This is a genomic window from Hydrogenophaga sp., from assembly GCF_019264445.1.
Taxonomy (GTDB): domain Bacteria; phylum Pseudomonadota; class Gammaproteobacteria; order Burkholderiales; family Burkholderiaceae_C; genus Hydrogenophaga.
Genome location: NZ_JAHVAB010000042.1, coordinates 1 through 16,053 on the forward strand (window position 1 = coordinate 1; position 16,053 = coordinate 16,053).

The window sequence follows — 16,053 nt, forward strand, 5'->3', positions numbered from 1 at the left end:
CGTTGGGGCTGCCGGGCGTCTTGCCCTGCACGCCGCGCATGAGCTCGAACAGTGTGTGCAGCGCAATGGTTTCGGCAGCCGCCGGCACGCCCGAGAGGCCCAGGCGCGTGGCCAGCGGGCCGCTGGCGGCCACACCTTTGCCGAGCCAGAAGTCCTGCGGGCGCAGCCACACGGTGTAGCCAAAGGTGGCCGCGTACTGCAGCGCGCGCTGCAGCACCTGCACATTGACGATGGGCACCTCGGCCTGGCCAAAGCCGATGCAGCCGGACTCGGTGAGCTCGGCCATTTCGGTGAGCACCTCGCCCTGCAGGCCACGCGTGAGTGCGCCCAGCGGGAACACCCGCGCCAGGTGCAGCTTCTCGGCGCGGAACTTGAGCATGTCCACCAGCCCCGGTTCGTCGAGCACCGGGTCGGTGTCGGGCGGGCACACCAGCGAGGTGACGCCACCGGCCACGGCCGCGGCCATTTCGCTCTCCAGCATGCCGGCGTGTTCCTGGCCGGGCTCGCGCAGGCGCACCGCCAGATCCACCAGCCCCGGCGCGACCACGCAGCCGGTGGCGTCGATGGTGCGGGCCGCGTGGAAGTCGGGTGCCACGTTGCCGATGGCGATGATGCGGCCCGCGGCAATGGCCACGTCGGCGATCTCGTCGCGCCCGGTGGCCGGGTCCATGACGCGGCCGTTCTGAATCAGGATTTTCACGTTAGGTCCTCATAGGTTTCGCCGCCGGGCCGCCCCACGGCGAAACGCGCCCCCTCGGGGGGCAGCGACCCGCGAAGCGGTGGAGCGTGGGGGTCAAGCTTCATTGCCGGCCACGATACCCATCACCGCCATGCGCACCGCGATGCCGTAGGTGACTTGCGGCAGGATCACGCTCTGCGGCCCGTCCACCACGGCCGAGTCGATTTCCACACCCCGGTTGATCGGGCCCGGGTGCATGACGATGGCATCCGGTTTGGCCCAGCGCAGGCGCTCCGGCGTCAAGCCAAAGCTCTTGAAATACTCCTGGCTGGACGGCAGCAGCGCGCCGCTCATGCGCTCGTTCTGCAAGCGCAGCGTGATCACCACGTCGCAGTCCTTGATGCCCTCTTCCAGGGTGTGGCACACGCGCACGCCCATGTGCGAGAGGTCGCTGGGCACCAGCGTGCGCGGGCCGACCACGCGCACGTCGGGGCAGCCCAGCGTGGTGAGGGCGTGGATGTCGGAGCGGGCCACGCGCGAGTGCAGCACGTCGCCGACGATGGCCACCGACAGCTTAGTGAAGTCGTGCTTGTAGTGGCGGATCGTGTACATGTCGAGCAGGCCCTGCGTGGGGTGCGCGTGGCGCCCGTCGCCGGCGTTGACCACGTGCACATGCGGCGCCACGTGTTGCGCGATCAGGTAGGGCGCGCCGCTCTCGCTGTGCCGCACGACGAAGATGTCGGCCGCCATCGCGCTCAGGTTGGCGATGGTGTCGAGCAGCGACTCGCCCTTGGCGGTGGAGCTGCGCGCGATGTCGAGGTTGATCACGTCGGCCGAGAGCCGCGTGGCCGCGATCTCGAAGGTGGTGCGCGTGCGTGTGCTGTTCTCGAAGAACAGGTTGAACACGCTCTTGCCGCGCAGCAGCGGCACTTTCTTCACCTCGCGGTTGCTCACGCTCACGAAGTTGGCGGCGGTGTCCAGGATCTGCGTGAGGATGTCGCGCGAGAGGCCTTCGGTGGACAGCAGGTGAATGAGTTCACCGTTCTTGTTGAGCTGGGGGTTTCGGCGTTGCACGGTCAGGCTTCCTTGGTTTCCAGCACGAAGCTCAGGCGGGCGGCTTCGTCGCGCGCGAGTTCGAGCGACTGGCCCGCCGGCAGCTCGACGCGCAAGGCGCAGACGTCGGCCTGGATCGGCAGCTCGCGCCCGCCCCGGTCCACCAGCACCGCCAGGCGCACGCTGGCCGGGCGGCCGTAGTCGAAGAGTTCGTTGATCACCGCGCGCAGCGTGCGGCCGGTGTAGAGCACATCGTCGATCAGCAGCACGTGCGCGCCGTTCACATCAAACGGCAGCGCGGTCTGCGCGCTGGCGGCCAGGCCACGCTGCGCGAAATCGTCGCGGTGCATGCTGGACGAGATCACACCAGCGGTGCCCGGGAGGCCGAGGTCGCGCTGCAGGCGCTCGGCGAGCCAGGCGCCGCCCGAGGTGATGCCCGCCAGCGACAGCGACACGGGGGAAGACGCCAGCAGCTGCTTCACGCCGCGCAGCAGCTCGCTGTACAGCGCCTCGGCATCGGGCAGGTGGGGGGACGACGGCAACGTCAAGGCAGGCTCCTCAAGAATTGTTCCAGGATGATGCAGGCCGACGCCGCGTCGGCGTCTTTGGCGCCCAGGCTGTGGGCTTCGGTGGTGCTGTAACGCTCGTCCACTTCAAACACCGGCAGGCCGTAGCGGCCCCGCAGCTGGCGCGCAAACTTCAGCGCCCGCGCGGTGTTCTCATGGGGCGCGCCATCGGGGTGGTACGGCACGCCGACCACCAGGGCATCGGGCTGCCATTCTTTCAAACGCTGGGCGATCTGCGCGAAGCGCGCATCGCCCTCGGCGGCAATGGTGGCCTGCGGCGTGGCGCTGCGCGTGATGCGGTTGCCCGTGGCCACGCCGGTGCGCTTGAGGCCGAAATCAAATGCAAGAAACATCTGGCCAGCCACCGGGCCTTCAGGGCGGGCACCCTGCGGTGCGGCAACCGGTGTGGAGGCGGGGCGGGCGGGCTCCAGCACTATGCGTGACCCGCGTCGGGCGAGAGCATCCACGGTTGCAGGCCCAGCAGCGCCATCGCGCGTTCGTAGCGCTCGGCCACGGGCGCATCGAAGATCAGGGAAGGGTCTGCCTCCACCGTGAGCCAGCTGTTCTCGGTGATTTCCGATTCAAGCTGGCCCTGCCCCCACGAGGCATACCCCAGCGACACGAACACGCGGCGCGGACCCGCTCCCGAGGCCATGGCCTCCAGCACGTCCTTGGAAGTGGTCATTTCCAGGCCACCGGGAATGGACAGGGTGGAGGCGTACACCGATTCGCCCTCGCCCGACACGGCGTCGTGCAGCACGAAGCCGCGCTCGGTCTGCACCGGACCGCCCTGGAACACGGGCAGCTCGTTGAGGTCGTCGCGGCCCATCGGCAGGTCGACCTTTTCAAACAGGCGGGGAAGAAGGATGTCGCTCGGCTTGTTGATCACCAGCCCCAGCGCGCCGCGCTCGCTGTGCTCGCACATGAAGACCACACTGCGGCCAAATAGCTCGTCGCTGAGGCCGGGCATCGCAATCAGGAAATGATTGGTCAGATTGATGGGGGCAAAATCAGCAGACATGGCGCGATTTTAAGCCGCCTACCCTGCCGGCTCTCATCGCGCAGGGGCAACCCCACGCTTGCTCATGAACAGCTACGACAAAGGTCTGATGTGGTTTCGCCGCGACCTGCGGGCCGACGACAACGCAGCGCTTTACCACGCGCTCAAGGCATGCCGGCAGGTGTGGTGCGTGTTCGTGTTCGACACCGACATCCTGGACGACCTGCTGGTGCGCGGCCTGCGCCAGGACCGCCGCGTGGAGTTCATCCGCGAAGCGCTCGTGGAACTCGACGACAACCTGCGCGCGCTGGGGCGCGACAACGGTGCCGAGGGCGTGGGTCTGATCGTGCTGCACGCGTCGGCCACGCAAGCCATCCCGGCGCTGGCGCAAAAGCTCGGCGCCCAGGCGGTGTTTGCCAACCACGACGACGAGCCCGCCGCGCTGGCGCGCGATGCGAAGGTGTTTGGCGACCTGGCGCACGCCGGCATCCTGCTGCACAGCCACAAAGACCATGTGATCTTCGAGCGGCGCGAGGTGCTCACCCAGGCCGGGCATCCGTTTGGCGTTTTCACGCCTTACAAGAACGCCTGGCTCAAGGCGATCACGCCCTTTCACCTGAAGGCCTACCCGGTGGCCAGGTACGCCGCGCACCTGGCCGGGGTGCCGGCCGAACATGCGGTGGCCGTGCCCACGCTCGCAGCCATCGGGTTCGAGCCCTCCAACCTGTCGCAGCTCGCGCTGCCCACCGGCGCCAGCGGCGCGCACCAGCTGTTTGACGATTTCGTCGAGCGCATCGACCGCTACGACGAAGCGCGCAACTTTCCCGCCGTGAAAGGGCCGAGCTACCTCAGCGCCCATCTGCGCTTTGGCACCATCTCGATCCGGCACCTCGCCTCGGTCGCCTACCAGATGCACCTGCAGGGCATCGCGGGCGCCAGCACCTGGTTGTCGGAACTGATCTGGCGCGACTTCTACCACCAGGTGCTGGCCAATTTTCCGCACGTGGTGGAGAAGGCTTTCAAGGCCGAGTACGACGCCATCAAGTTCGAGCACGGCAAGCACGCCAAGGAGCTGTTTGCCGCCTGGTGCGAGGGACGCACCGGCTTCCCCCTGGTCGACGCGGCCATGGCACAGATCAACCAGACCGGCTACATGCACAACCGCCTGCGCATGGTGGTGGCCAGCTTCCTGGTGAAAGACCTCGGCATCCACTGGCAATGGGGTGAGCGTTACTTTGCCGACCACCTGATCGACTTCGATCTCGCGGCCAACAACGGGGGCTGGCAATGGGCCAGTTCCAGCGGCTGCGATGCGCAACCCTGGTTCCGCATCTTCAACCCGGTGACGCAGAGTGAAAAGTTCGACCCCAGCGGCAAGTTCATTCGCCGCTACCTGCCGCAACTCGCCAGCCTGCCCGACGCCGCCATCCACGCACCCTGGAAGGCCAACGCGATCGAGCTGGCCGCCGCCGGCGTGGTGCCGGGCGAGACCTACGCCCTGCCCATCGTGGACCATGCCGAGGCGCGCGAGCGCACGCTGCTGCGGTACGCGGTGGTGAAGCAACCCGGCAAGACGCCGGGCTGACACCCCGCTGCGTCGAACTCAGGCCTCGGCAGCCGCCTTGGCGTAGTGACCGATGAGGGCGAGCAGCTCGTCTTCCGAGTAGGGCTTGCCCAGGTAGTGGTCCACGCCGAGCTCGCGCGCGTGCTCGCGGTGCTTCTCCGCGATGCGCGAGGTGATCATGATCACCGGCAGGTCGGACAGGCGCACGTCGCTGCGGATGTTGCGCACCAGATCGAAGCCGTCCATGCGCGGCATTTCGATGTCGGACAACACCACGGTCGGCCGCTCGGCCTGCAGTTTCTCCAGCGCCTGCAAGCCGTCGGCCGCCAGCGTCACGCGGTAGCCCTCGCGCTGCAGCAGGCGCTGCGTGACGCGGCGCACGGTGATGGAGTCGTCCACCACCAGCACCAGCGGCACGGCATTGACCTCAACGGCGGTGGGCGCCAGCGCATCGCCCGACGCACCGGCTTGCGGCGCGGCCGCGCGCTGCTGCGCCACCCACTCAGGCACCTGCGCGCCATACACCGTGGCCAGGGCCACCGGGTTGTAAATCAGCGCCACAGCGCCCGACGCCAGCACCGACATGCCCGCCAGGCCCGGCAAGCGCGAGAGCTGCGCGCCCAGGTTCTTGACCACGACTTCCTGGTTGCCCAGCACTTCGTCCACGTGCAGCGCCACACGCTGCGCCGCGCTTCGGAAGATCACCACCGCCTTGGTGCGGCCCTGGGTTTCACTGGAATGGGTGGATGACTGCAACAGCGCACCCGACCAGTAGAAAGGCACCTCTTCGCCAGCGACGTTGAGGTGGCCGCTGGCATAGGCCTTGGCCAGTTCGTCGTCGCTCAAGCGGCGAACCACTTCGACCAGGTTGGAGGGCACGCCCACCGTGAGCGATCCCGCGCGCAGCATCACCACCTGCGTCACCGCCGTGGTGAGCGGCAGCACGAGTTTGAAACTGCTGCCCTGGCCCGCCTGGGTGGCGGTCTCGATGCGGCCACCGAGTGCCACCACGTCGCTGCGCACCACGTCCATGCCGATGCCACGGCCCGCGAGCTCCGAGACTTCGCGCGCCGTGCTCAGTCCCGGCTCGAACACCAGCTGCGCAGCCTCTTCGTCGCTCAGCTGGGCACCGGGCTCGATCAGCCCTTGTGCCACGCCTTTTTCGCGCAAACGCACAAGATCCAGGCCCGCGCCGTCGTCGGTGAACACCAGCGACACGTCGTTGAGCTCATGGCCCAGCACGATCTCGATCTGACCTTCGGCTGGTTTGCCCGCCTGCTGACGCGCCTGCGGCGCTTCAATGCCGTGCACGACGCTGTTGCGCAGCAAGTGCTCGAACGCACCGGTCATGCGGTCCAGCACGCCGCGGTCCATTTCGATGTTGCCGCCGGTGATGTCCAGCCGCACCTGCTTGCCGGTTTCCTTCGACGCCTGGCGCACCACGCGGTACAGGCGCTCGGAGATGCCTTCGAATTCCACCATGCGCGTGCGCAGCAGGTCGCGCTGCAGCTCGCGCGTCTGGCGCGCCTGAGCCACCAGACTGTCTTCGGTCGCCTCCACGGCGCGCTGCAGGTTGCGCTGCACGGTGGCCACGTCGTTGACCGACTCGGCCATCATGCGGGTGAGTTCCTGCACGCGGGTGAAGCGGTCGAACTCGAGTGGGTCGAACGACTGGTCGGCGTCGCGCGCCTGCGCCAGTCGCGACTGCATCTGCGTCTCGGCCTGCAACTCGATGTCGCGCAGCTGGCCGCGCAGGCGGTCCAGGTTGCCCGTGAGGTCTTTCAGCGAGCCGCGCAGGGTGACGAGCTCGGACTCCATGCGCGAGCGCGTGATCATGACTTCACCGGTCTGGTTGACCAGGCGGTCCAGCAGTTCGGGGCGAACGCGCACGGCGGCACCCGCGCGCGCCTGCAACAAGGTGGGGGCCTGCGGCAAGGTGATGCCCGTGAGGCCGCCGGTATCGCTGGCCACCGCATCGGGCGCCACGGCAGCGGCAACTTCGGGTGCGGCCTGCAAGGGCGCAGGTTCCGGTGCGGGCTGGACGATCTCGACAATCTCGGCGTCGGCGTGGCGCAGTTGCTCGAAGCGCGCGCTGATGGCGTCGAAGGCGGCTTGCAACGGTTCCAGGTCGGCACCGCGCTGCAGGTCGGAGCCCAGCCGCTCGGCGGAGGTTTCCATGCGGTGCGCCATTTCGCCCAGTCGCAGCGCGCCCGCCAGGCGGGCACTGCCCTTGAGCGTGTGCAGATTGCGCAGCACCTCGGCGCGCGCGCTGGCGTTGTCCGGGCGCGCCACCCACTGGCGCAAGGCGCCGCCCAGCTGGGGCATCAGCTCCTGGGCTTCTTCGGCAAAGATGGGGAAAAGGTCGACGTCGACGGTGTCCATCGCGTCGATGTCGTCGTCGATGTCCTGCACGGCGCCCTGGTGCACACGGCTCGTGTCGGCATGCGGGGCGGTGAAGCTGGGCGCGGGCTCGGTGCGCCCGGGCACTTCAAAGCCGGTCAGGGCCAGCACGGGCGCCTCGTCGGCCTGCGGCTGCGCGTGCGGCACGGGTTCGGGATCCAACTCGGGCGCAGCGGCTGCGGCATCCTCCTGCGCAGGCGCATCCGCATCGAGTGAGGTGTCCGGCAGCTCAGGCTGCGGGTCGTGCACGACACGGTACAGCGCATCCATCAACTCGGGATGGGGGTCTTTCAGGAAACCGGCGGCGAACTGGTGCAGCAGCCGGCGGATGTCGTCTGACGCTTCAACGAACAGTTGCGCCTGCTCGGCGGTGGCTGGCTGGCCGGCCTGCTGGTGCCGGCTGACCGATTCGATCGCGTGCTCCAGCGCCCGCGCGATATCGGACAACGGCTGGAACCCGACCGTGGCCGAACTGCCCGCCAGCGAATGCGCCAGCGCCTCGGCCTGCTCGGGCACAGGCTCGTGGCGCTCCAGCGCCCACTCCGCCAGCACCGTGCTCAAACGGCGCGACCATTCGTCGGCTTCGTTGAGGTACACGTTGTAGAGCTTGATGCCGATGCGCAGCGGGCCGATGACCTTCGTCTGTTCGTCCGGCAGGCTCTCGACCTCGGGCACGTCGACAGGCTCCACGGATTGCACCACCTCCAGGGCGACGGAGGCAGGTGCCTCGTCTTCCTGGGCCTGGTCTTCCTGGGCCTGTTCTTCCTGGGCATCGTCTGCCTTGACTTCGGAATCCGCCACCTCGGGTTGCACGACCTCCGGCTCCACGAGCTCGGTGCTCGCGTGGCTCGGGCTAACGTCGTCCGGCCCATCGTGAGGGGTCTCAAGGACGGGCAGCGCATCGGTGGCCTGGGGCAGCAAGGCCGCACCCGCCGCGGATTGCGCGCTGGTCGACAAGGCGGCGAGGCTGCCGAAATCGATGTCGGCGAGCAAGGCTTCACCGCTGGGTGGTGTGTGATCCGGCTCGCCCAGCTCGCTGGACTGCTCAAGGGCGTTCGTGGGCGCGAAGTCTTCGACGGGCGCTTCGTTCACCAGAGCTGCCGGGGCGGCGGCAGCGGCAGCGGCTGCGGCAGAAACGGCTTCGAGGTTCAGATCGAACGTCGGCTCGGCCACAGCCTCTTGCGGGTCTGTGGATTCGGCGGGCGCGATCGCGTCTGGCAGGGAGACCTCGGCCGCCGCCGCGACCGGCACGCTGTGCGGCGCGCCGGGGGATGCCAGCGGCAGGTGCACGCCCTGCTCGCGCAAGGCCTCGGCACTGGCGCGAAAAGGCTGCGAGCGCCAGCCCGATTCCTGGCGTGCCGTGATGTCGTCCACCCAGCGACCGAATGCGGTCATGGCCTCACCCGCCAGGGCGAGAAGCTCCGAGCTGGCGGGGCGCTGTTCAGCCAGCACGGTATTGAGCAATTGCTCCATGGCCCATGCGGCTTCGCCGAACTCGTCCAGGCCCACCATGCGCGAGCTGCCCTTGAGGGTGTGGAACGCCCGGCGCAAGGTGGTGAGGTGTTCAAGATCGCCCGGATGCTCCCGCAGGTGGGACACGGCCTCCAGGCCATTGGCGACCACTTCGCGGGCTTCTTCCAGGAAGATGTCCAGCAGATCGTCTTCGTCGTTGTCGTGCGCGTCGTCCTCGCTCAACGCCTCGGGCGCGGACGGCTGCCCTGCCACCGACGATTCAGACAGCCCCATCAGGGCTTGTGCACCAGCGACGGCGTCGTCCTTCACCACGGCCTCGGCCGCTTCGCGCGCGGCACGCGCCACGCCAGACTGCTCGGCCAGCGACGCCTGATCGGCCAGCGAATCGAGCTGTTCGCTCAGGTCCACCAGACTCAGGCCGCCCTGCACGCCATCCACCACGCGCTGCACGCCATCGCTGATGGCCTGGGCTTCGGCACGCGCAGGCTGGTCCAGCTCGCTGGCACCCAGGGTGCGGCCCATCAGCGGCAGCAACTCGCCCTTGTCGTCGTCAAACACAAACAGCTTCTTGGCCAGCGCGGGCTGGTAGTTGAGCATGTCCACCAGGAAGCTCAACGCACTGAGGTTGTTGCCCAGTTGCTGGAACGTGCCTGCCTCGCGGGCCATGGCCTCGTCCACTTCGGTGTCGAGAATCTGCTCGACGGTGGTGCGCATGCGGACCACCGTGTGCACCGCCTGATCCAGACCGAGCACGGAAAGCACGCCGCGCATCTGCGCCAGCTGGGATGCAGCCACGTGCAGCCCGGATTTTTCCTGTGGCGCACGGAAGAACTGGTCGAGTGATTTCTCCACCTCGCCCAGCGAGACCTTGAGTTCGCCCACCACGCTGCCCATGGTCTGGCGGTCGCTCACACGCCGGTAGAGGTGCTCCATCCAGGCTTCCAGCGGCTGCGCGGGCTGGCCTGCGAGCACCCCTTCGAGCCGCTCGGCCAACGCCAGGGTGCGCTCGGTCAGTTCAGGCGCGCTGGGGTCGAAATCTTCAAAGGCGGCTTCGAGGTACAGGGTGGTGGTGGCCACTTCCATCGCCAGTTCGGCGCGCACGCCGCCGGCTTCATGCACCGCCTGATCGGCGGCTTTCACCAGCGCCTGGGCCAGCACGGTGCTGGCGGGGTGCAGCTTCAACAACGAATCGCCAATCAAGCTGAATTGATCAGCCACCTGGCGGCTGCGACTGGCGTCACCGCCCGCGTACAGCGACCAGACTTCCTTGGCGGCATGGATGCGCTTGCGTGCCTGCGCCAGCACCGCCGGGTCGTAGCGACCCAGCGTGGCCTGGTGGTAGTCCACAGGCGGGAGCCTGCCCAGGCCGAAGGCCTCGCGCACCGCCGCCAAGTGCGGCGTGGTGCTTGCAGAGACCGCAGCGGGCTGGGCACAGAAAAACAGCAGGTCGTGCAGCAGCGTCTCCGACACCTGCGGCTTGTTCTGCGTGAGGTTGACCAACTGCAGCAGGATGCGGGAGGTGGCCCGTTTGACGAAGACGTCGGGCGGCAGCAGACGGTGCGCCACCGCCTCGAAATAAGCGGCAGACACCCGCCAGAACGTGCGCACACGCACGTCTGTGGCGCCGGCAGAGAGCCCGCCACACAGCTTGGACAGCTGCTGGGCAGCGGCGGCACTCTGCGTCTTGACCACCAGGAGCACCAGGCGATCGAACAGCGAGCGGATCGCTGCGTTGCAGGCCAGCGGTGTCGCGTCGGCAGCGGCCGCCATGTCTTTGCCACGGTGTTCGAAAGGCCACAGGTCGGCCGGGTGCACGCGCTCGGCCGCAGCGAGCTCCTGCACGTCGCGGTACTGCGCAAACAGGGCCACAGGCTGCACCGGCTTGTTGTTGAGCACCGCCTCCAGGTACTCGATCAAGGCGAAGCTGGCGCGCTCGACCTTGCCTGCGGCCTCTTCGGTGCAGGTATTGGGACGCTGCACAAACCGCTGGACCGCCGCCTCCATGGCTCGCAGCACTTGGGCAGGCGCGCCCAGACCCACCATCTCAAGAGCGCCCACCGCCTGATGCAGCTGCTGGCGCGCCAGGCGCAGCGAACCAGGATCGACCGCCTCGAGGTCGTTGTTGCGGGATTGTTCGGTCTCCCGCACAAAACGCTTGATGGCCTTGTTGGCGCCGTCAAGCGACTTGCGCAGCTCCTCGAAGACCCACGCCAGAGGGCCGAGATCGGTCGTCGGCGCGTCCGCCTGCAGGCTGTCGGTGTCGATGGCAGTGTCGAGCATGTTCTTCCAGTGGGTTGACGCGGACGCGGACCGGACTCAGGCAATCTTGAATCGGGCCACCGACTGACGCAGTTCCTCGGCCATGGCGGAGAGCTCGCGCACCTGCGATGCCGTGGAGCGCGTGCCCTCGCCGGTCTGCTCCGTCACGGCAAAGATGTGCTGAATGTTGCCGGCCACTTCGTTGGCGGAATCGGCTTCGCGCGATGCAGCGCCAGAAATCTGTTCAATCAGCTCGGCGAGCCGGCGCGACACGCGGTCGATCTCGGAGAGCGCGGTACCCGCGTTGTCCGACAGCTTGGCCCCTTCCACCACACCCTGCGTGGAGCGCTCCATGGCGGCCACCGCGTCCTGCGTGTCGGTCTGAATCGCTTTCACCAGCGCCGAAATCTGGCGCGTGGCGTCCGCCGAGCGCTCGGCCAGCCGCTGCACTTCTTCCGCCACCACCGAGAAGCCGCGACCGGCTTCACCGGCCGATGCCGCCTGGATGGCGGCGTTGAGCGCCAGCACGTTGGTCTGCTCGGTAATGTCGGAAATCAGCTCCGTGATTTCGCCAATCTCTTGCGACGACTCACCCAGTCGCTTGATGCGCTTGGAGGTCTCCTGAATCTGGTCGCGAATGGCGTTCATACCGCCGATGGCGTCCTGCACGGCCTGCAGACCGGACTCGGCCGCCTGCAGCGATGCACGGGCCACTGTCGCCGATTCCTGCGCCTGACCAGACACCTGGTTGATGCGCTGCGCCATGTCCAGCACCGACTGACCGGTTTCGCGAATCTCGCGCAGCTGTTCGGTGGAGGCCGCCAACAGTTCGGTGGAGGTGCTTTCCACCGCCGACGTCGTTTGCGCCACGCGCGTGGCCGTGGCCTGCACGTTGCCCACCAGCGAGCGCAGTTCTTCCACCGTGTAGTTCACCGAGTCGGCGATGGCGCCGGTGATGTCTTCGGTCACGGTGGCTTCCTGCGTCAGATCGCCTTCAGCCACCGTCTGCAGTTCGTTCATCAGGCGAAGAATGGCGGCCTGGTTGGCATCGTTGACGCGCTTGGCATCCTGCTCCAGCGACTCTGCGGCGAGTCGCTGCGACTCCGCCACAGACTGGCGCTGACGGCTGTCGAGCAGCTGCACATACGCCAGACCACCCGCGCAGGCGAGTGCGAACAAGGCCGACAACAACAGGGCCAGCAGCTCGCCACCACCCAAGCCGGAGCGCGAGGACAGGTCGCCCTGCAGCTTCTCCAGACTCAACCGCAGGGGCTCGCTGTCCGCAATGATGCTGGCCTGCGCCTCACGCGCCGACACCAGACCCTGCAGGTTGCCCAGAATGGCGCCCGCTTCCACGCGCGTGGCTTCGTACAACTTGAGCAGGGCATCCAGACGTTCACGCACCTGGGGGTCGCGCGCCGCCGCCAGACGCAACTCGTCACTGCCCTTGAGCAGGCCCTCGGAAATTTCCTTGAAGGTGTTCAAGTCCTTGCCGAGCAGGAACACCGCTTCCGGACTCACGCCCTCCATCGTCAGGAACTCGTTGGCCGATTTGCCGATGCGCTGCGTCAGCATCACCAGCTGACCCGAAGCGGAAATTTCTGCGGCGGGCGCGTTCTGCTGCAGCTTCAGCGAAGAAATGGTCTCTGCAATTTCCAGCAGATCCGACGACTGACGGTTGATGGTGCGCAATGCGTTGCCCACCTGCGTCAGGATGTTCTGCTGGGCGAGAACAGCCGACGCGTTGCGCTCGGCCTGATCCACCTTGGGCAGCAACTCTTCCAGCTGCCCCGCATACTGCGGGCCCAGCGCGTCGAGTGACATGTCGTTGTCACCACTCTTGAGGCCACGCACGGTGCGGGCCATCACGTCCGAACTGTCACGCACTTCGGGGAACGCGGTCGGGCTGCCGATCAGGGCCTGCGAGACGCTCTTGGCCAGCCGTTGAGACTGCATCAGCGCCTGGCCACTGGCCGCCACCTGCTGACCCACTTTCTCCGTCTGGCTCAAAGCGAAGAAGGTCACGCCGCCCAGCACCACCAGACCCATGGCAAGCAACGTGGCCAACGTACGCTGGTGCTGTTCAGCAGGACGGCTGCCCAGCAACGGCAAGCTCACGTGACCGGTGCGATCCGTGCTGTCTTCCTCCTGCGGGCTGTCGATCAGGCCTTCCGACGAGAGCTCGGGCGCCAGCCGGGCCGCAGCCAGCTCGGCCACCTCCTGGTCGGTGGCGTTGGACAGGTCAGGTTCATCGCCGGCTTTTTTCTTGAAGAGACCCTGGAATCGATCAAGCATGGCCATGTAAACACCTTCCAACTGAAAACAGAATGACAAATGGACCCAAGCGGTCCGCGGGTTCAAGCTTCAGGCGGCGATCGCCAGAAATTCGGGTTCGGTCACGAGCACCTGCAAGTCCAGCTCTTGCCAGGACTGGCCTTGCACATCGACCAGCGAGCGCGTGAAATAAGAAGGGGCGCCCTGGGGATTCGCGCCGATGGCGGAAAACATGGCGGGATTGCGCAAGCCCAGCAAGCGGTCGATCCAGATCACGGCGTTCACGCCCAGCGCCGTGTGGAGACTGACCAACCGGGACTCCGAGGTCACCCGGTCATTCACGGACGGTGCATGGGCGTGAAGGGTCGTCTCGACCAGTCGCGCGAGATCGATCACGCCATGCAGGCCACCGCGCAGGCTCGCCACCCCGGCGTACCAGGGCTTGGTGTAAGGCACGCGCTGCAGCACCGACCAGGGAAAAATTTCGCCAGACTGCACCAGAGGCAGCAGGTAGCGATGGCCACCCGCTTCAACCGCGAGCCAAGTGGCAGTGACAGCTTCGGTTTTGGCGGCCGTCAAACGCTGAGCCAATCGTTCCTGAAGTTCCTTGAGTGATTGACGTTTGGCCATGCTCGGTGAGGTTCAGGTCTTAGGTGCGGTCAACCCAGAGCACGAATCTTCGACAGCAGTTCTTCTGCGTCTACCGGCTTGGTCACGTAGTCACGGGCCCCTTGGCGCATGCCCCAAACGCGATCGGTCTCCAGGTTTTTGCTTGTGCACATGACGATGGGAATGCTCGAGAACTGAGGGTCCCGCGTGATGGCACGCGTGAGTTGAAACCCATTCTGACCGGGCATCACAACGTCCATGAGGATCAGGTCGGGCTTTTCCTCGCCAAGCCGACGAAAGGCCTCGTCCGCATTCTCAGCGGTGGTCACTGTGTAGCCGTTTTTTCCCAGCAGGTCGGACAGCACCATCAGCTCGGTTTTCGAGTCGTCGACCACGAGGATTTTCCGAATGGGCATCACACTGCTCCGGTTAGGTTGGCACCGAACTGCTGCACCGCTTGCAACAGCTGATCTTTGGTAAAGGGTTTGGTCAGGTAGTCCTGCGAGCCGACCATGCGTCCGCGAGCCTTGTCGAACACGCCGTCCTTGGACGACAGCATCACCACGGGAATGCCGGCGAAGCGTGCGTTGCGTTTGATGATGGCGCAGGTCTGGTACCCATCCAGACGCGGCATCAGGATGTCGCAGAACACCAGATCGGGCTGGTAGTCGTTGATCTTGGCCAGGGCATCGAAACCATCGTCGGCCAGCAGCACTTCGTGCCCGCCCTGCTTGAGGAAAATTTCGGCGCTTCGGCGGATGGTGTTGCTGTCGTCAACCACCAGAACTTTGAGGGCAGGCGTTGTGCTCACGTTTCACTAGCTCCAGAGATGGACAGAACGAGGAGAGCAAGACCGGGCGACCGGACCCGCCATGAAACCATCAGGTGCGCCGAATGAAGCTCAGATCTGCACCATTTCAAAGTCTTCTTTGCGGGCGCCGCATTCGGGGCAGGTCCAGTTCATCGGCACCTCAGCCCATGGGGTGCCAGCGGCCACACCATGCTCGGGAGCGCCTGCAGCTTCGTCGTAAATCCAGCCGCAGATCAGGCACATCCAAGTCTTGGTTTCGGTCATGGTTATAGGGGTCATTGTCTTAGAATGCAATCATTGTATCGAGCCATATGTGCCGCTCCGCAAGCCAGTTGCGCCGGCTGTCGATCACGTCCGGCGCTGCGCGGAACCCGTCTCGGGCCTCTACGTCTTCACCCTGCCCTTCCTGAGAACCATGCCCGATACACCTGCCTCTTCAGCGCCTGCAACGGGCGAACAGCCTGGAGACACTTCGCTGCCCTGCGTGATGACCTTCAACACCAGCGACCCCAGCGGCGCAGGCGGCCTGAGCGCAGACATCACGGCCATGTCGAGCGCATCGGCGCATGTGTTGCCCATCGTCACGGGCGCCTATGTTCGCGACACCTCCGAGATCCACGACCACATCGCCTTCGACGAAGAGGCCGTCGTGGACCAGGCGCGCTGCGCACTGGAGGACATGCCCGTACAGGCCTTCAAGGTCGGCTTTGTGGGCAGCCCCGAAAACCTGAGCGCCATCGCAGAGATCACGACCGACTACGCCGAAGTGCCCGTGATCACCTACATGCCCGATCTCTCGTGGTGGGACGAGCTGGCCATTGAAACCTACCTGGATGCGTGCGCCGAACTGCTGCTGCCACAGACCACCGTGCTGGTGGGCAACCACAGCACGCTGTGCCGCTGGCTTTTGCCCGAGTGGGAAGGCGACCGGGCGCCCAGCCCCCGCGATGTCGCCCGCGCTGCAGCGGTGCACGGCGTGCCGTACACACTGGTCACCGGCTTCAACGCAGCGGACCAATACCTCGAGAGCCATCTGGCGTCCCCGGAAGCCGTGCTGGCCACCGCCCGCTACGAGCGCTTCGAGGCCACCTTCACGGGCGCAGGGGACACACTGTCGGCCGCACTGTGCGCGCTCATCGCGGGCGGCAGCGACCTGCAGTCGGCGTGCGCTGAAGCACTGACGTACCTCGACCAATGTCTGGACGCCGGCTTCCAGCCCGGCATGGGCCACGCGGTGCCCGATCGCCTGTTCTGGGCGCACGACGACGATGGTGCCGAGGACGCAGCGACCTCCGAGACGCCACCTGACAGCACGCTGGACGCCGACGCCTTTCCGCTCGACACCACACGACACTGAGCTTCAAA

General features: G+C 66.5%; 11 protein-coding genes and 2 pseudogenes. 2 read left to right on the forward strand and 11 right to left on the reverse strand.

Translation table 11 applies throughout. From position 1 onward, the window contains the following. From KXJ60_RS06730 to KXJ60_RS06750, 5 genes and pseudogenes are all read right to left on the reverse strand, one after another. A pseudogene (locus KXJ60_RS06730) lies at window positions 1-700 on the reverse strand (dihydroorotase); the annotation flags it as partial. A gap of 93 nt (window positions 701-793) precedes the next feature. Then, window positions 794-1,747: pseudogene (locus KXJ60_RS06735) on the reverse strand (aspartate carbamoyltransferase catalytic subunit); the annotation flags it as partial. Window positions 1,748-1,755: 8 nt separating this feature from the next. Further along, window positions 1,756-2,280 (reverse strand): bifunctional pyr operon transcriptional regulator/uracil phosphoribosyltransferase PyrR, encoded by a 525-nt coding sequence (gene pyrR / locus KXJ60_RS06740; protein ID WP_291125511.1) that lies wholly within the window; start codon window positions 2,278-2,280, stop codon window positions 1,756-1,758. Continuing rightward, window positions 2,277-2,651: a Holliday junction resolvase RuvX gene (gene ruvX / locus KXJ60_RS06745; protein ID WP_291125512.1), complete on the reverse strand. Its 375-nt coding sequence runs from the start codon at window positions 2,649-2,651 to the stop codon at window positions 2,277-2,279. The genes pyrR and ruvX overlap by 4 nt, the downstream gene beginning before the upstream one ends. 80 nt (window positions 2,652-2,731) lie before the next feature. Beyond that, window positions 2,732-3,319 (reverse strand): YqgE/AlgH family protein, encoded by a 588-nt coding sequence (locus KXJ60_RS06750; protein ID WP_291125514.1) that lies wholly within the window; start codon window positions 3,317-3,319, stop codon window positions 2,732-2,734. A gap of 64 nt (window positions 3,320-3,383) precedes the next feature. Here KXJ60_RS06750 and KXJ60_RS06755 point away from each other — a divergent pair, with 64 nt between their 5' ends. After that, window positions 3,384-4,883, forward strand: a complete 1,500-nt coding sequence (locus tag KXJ60_RS06755; protein ID WP_291125516.1) for a deoxyribodipyrimidine photo-lyase — start codon at window positions 3,384-3,386, stop codon at window positions 4,881-4,883. An 18-nt stretch (window positions 4,884-4,901) separates the two neighbouring features. Here KXJ60_RS06755 and KXJ60_RS06760 read toward each other — a convergent pair whose 3' ends face one another. The 6 genes from KXJ60_RS06760 to KXJ60_RS06785 all read right to left on the reverse strand — a co-directional run bounded on the left by KXJ60_RS06760 (window position 4,902) and on the right by KXJ60_RS06785 (window position 14,952). Then, window positions 4,902-11,015 (reverse strand): Hpt domain-containing protein, encoded by a 6,114-nt coding sequence (locus KXJ60_RS06760; RefSeq protein ID WP_291125518.1) that lies wholly within the window; start codon window positions 11,013-11,015, stop codon window positions 4,902-4,904. Window positions 11,016-11,051: 36 nt separating this feature from the next. Further along, on the reverse strand, window positions 11,052-13,295 hold the full coding sequence (locus tag KXJ60_RS06765; RefSeq protein WP_291125520.1) for a methyl-accepting chemotaxis protein: 2,244 nt from the start codon (window positions 13,293-13,295) through the stop codon (window positions 11,052-11,054). Window positions 13,296-13,358: 63 nt separating this feature from the next. Continuing rightward, on the reverse strand, window positions 13,359-13,898 hold the full coding sequence (locus tag KXJ60_RS06770) for a chemotaxis protein CheW (protein WP_291125522.1): 540 nt from the start codon (window positions 13,896-13,898) through the stop codon (window positions 13,359-13,361). A 29-nt stretch (window positions 13,899-13,927) separates the two neighbouring features. Continuing rightward, window positions 13,928-14,293, reverse strand: a complete 366-nt coding sequence (locus KXJ60_RS06775) for a response regulator (protein WP_291125524.1) — start codon at window positions 14,291-14,293, stop codon at window positions 13,928-13,930. Continuing rightward, window positions 14,293-14,688 carry a response regulator gene (locus KXJ60_RS06780; protein ID WP_291125525.1) on the reverse strand — a complete coding sequence of 132 codons (396 nt, stop codon included), beginning with the start codon at window positions 14,686-14,688 and terminating at the stop codon, window positions 14,293-14,295. Before KXJ60_RS06780 ends, KXJ60_RS06775 begins: the two co-directional genes overlap by 1 nt. 90 nt (window positions 14,689-14,778) lie before the next feature. After that, window positions 14,779-14,952: a rubredoxin gene (locus KXJ60_RS06785; RefSeq protein WP_291120767.1), complete on the reverse strand. Its 174-nt coding sequence runs from the start codon at window positions 14,950-14,952 to the stop codon at window positions 14,779-14,781. 151 nt (window positions 14,953-15,103) lie between these two features. On the opposite strand from KXJ60_RS06785, the gene KXJ60_RS06790 reads away from it, so the two are divergent. Continuing rightward, on the forward strand, window positions 15,104-16,045 hold the full coding sequence (locus KXJ60_RS06790) for a bifunctional hydroxymethylpyrimidine kinase/phosphomethylpyrimidine kinase (protein ID WP_291125528.1): 942 nt from the start codon (window positions 15,104-15,106) through the stop codon (window positions 16,043-16,045). Window positions 16,046-16,053: the final 8 nt, after the last annotated feature.

Bases quoted from the DNA above. Each gene is read 5' to 3' on its own strand.
- KXJ60_RS06785 (WP_291120767.1), bottom strand. From the start codon at position 14,952: ATGACCGAAACCAAGACTTGGATGTGCCTGATCTGCGGCTGGATTTAC.
- KXJ60_RS06755 (WP_291125516.1), top strand. From the start codon at position 3,384: ATGAACAGCTACGACAAAGGTCTGATGTGGTTTCGCCGCGACCTGCGG.
- KXJ60_RS06760 (WP_291125518.1), bottom strand. From the start codon at position 11,015: ATGCTCGACACTGCCATCGACACCGACAGCCTGCAGGCGGACGCGCCG.
- ruvX (WP_291125512.1), bottom strand. From the start codon at position 2,651: ATGTTTCTTGCATTTGATTTCGGCCTCAAGCGCACCGGCGTGGCCACG.
- KXJ60_RS06750 (WP_291125514.1), bottom strand. From the start codon at position 3,319: ATGTCTGCTGATTTTGCCCCCATCAATCTGACCAATCATTTCCTGATT.
- KXJ60_RS06775 (WP_291125524.1), bottom strand. From the start codon at position 14,293: ATGCCCATTCGGAAAATCCTCGTGGTCGACGACTCGAAAACCGAGCTG.
- KXJ60_RS06790 (WP_291125528.1), top strand. From the start codon at position 15,104: ATGCCCGATACACCTGCCTCTTCAGCGCCTGCAACGGGCGAACAGCCT.
- KXJ60_RS06765 (WP_291125520.1), bottom strand. From the start codon at position 13,295: ATGGCCATGCTTGATCGATTCCAGGGTCTCTTCAAGAAAAAAGCCGGC.
- KXJ60_RS06770 (WP_291125522.1), bottom strand. From the start codon at position 13,898: ATGGCCAAACGTCAATCACTCAAGGAACTTCAGGAACGATTGGCTCAG.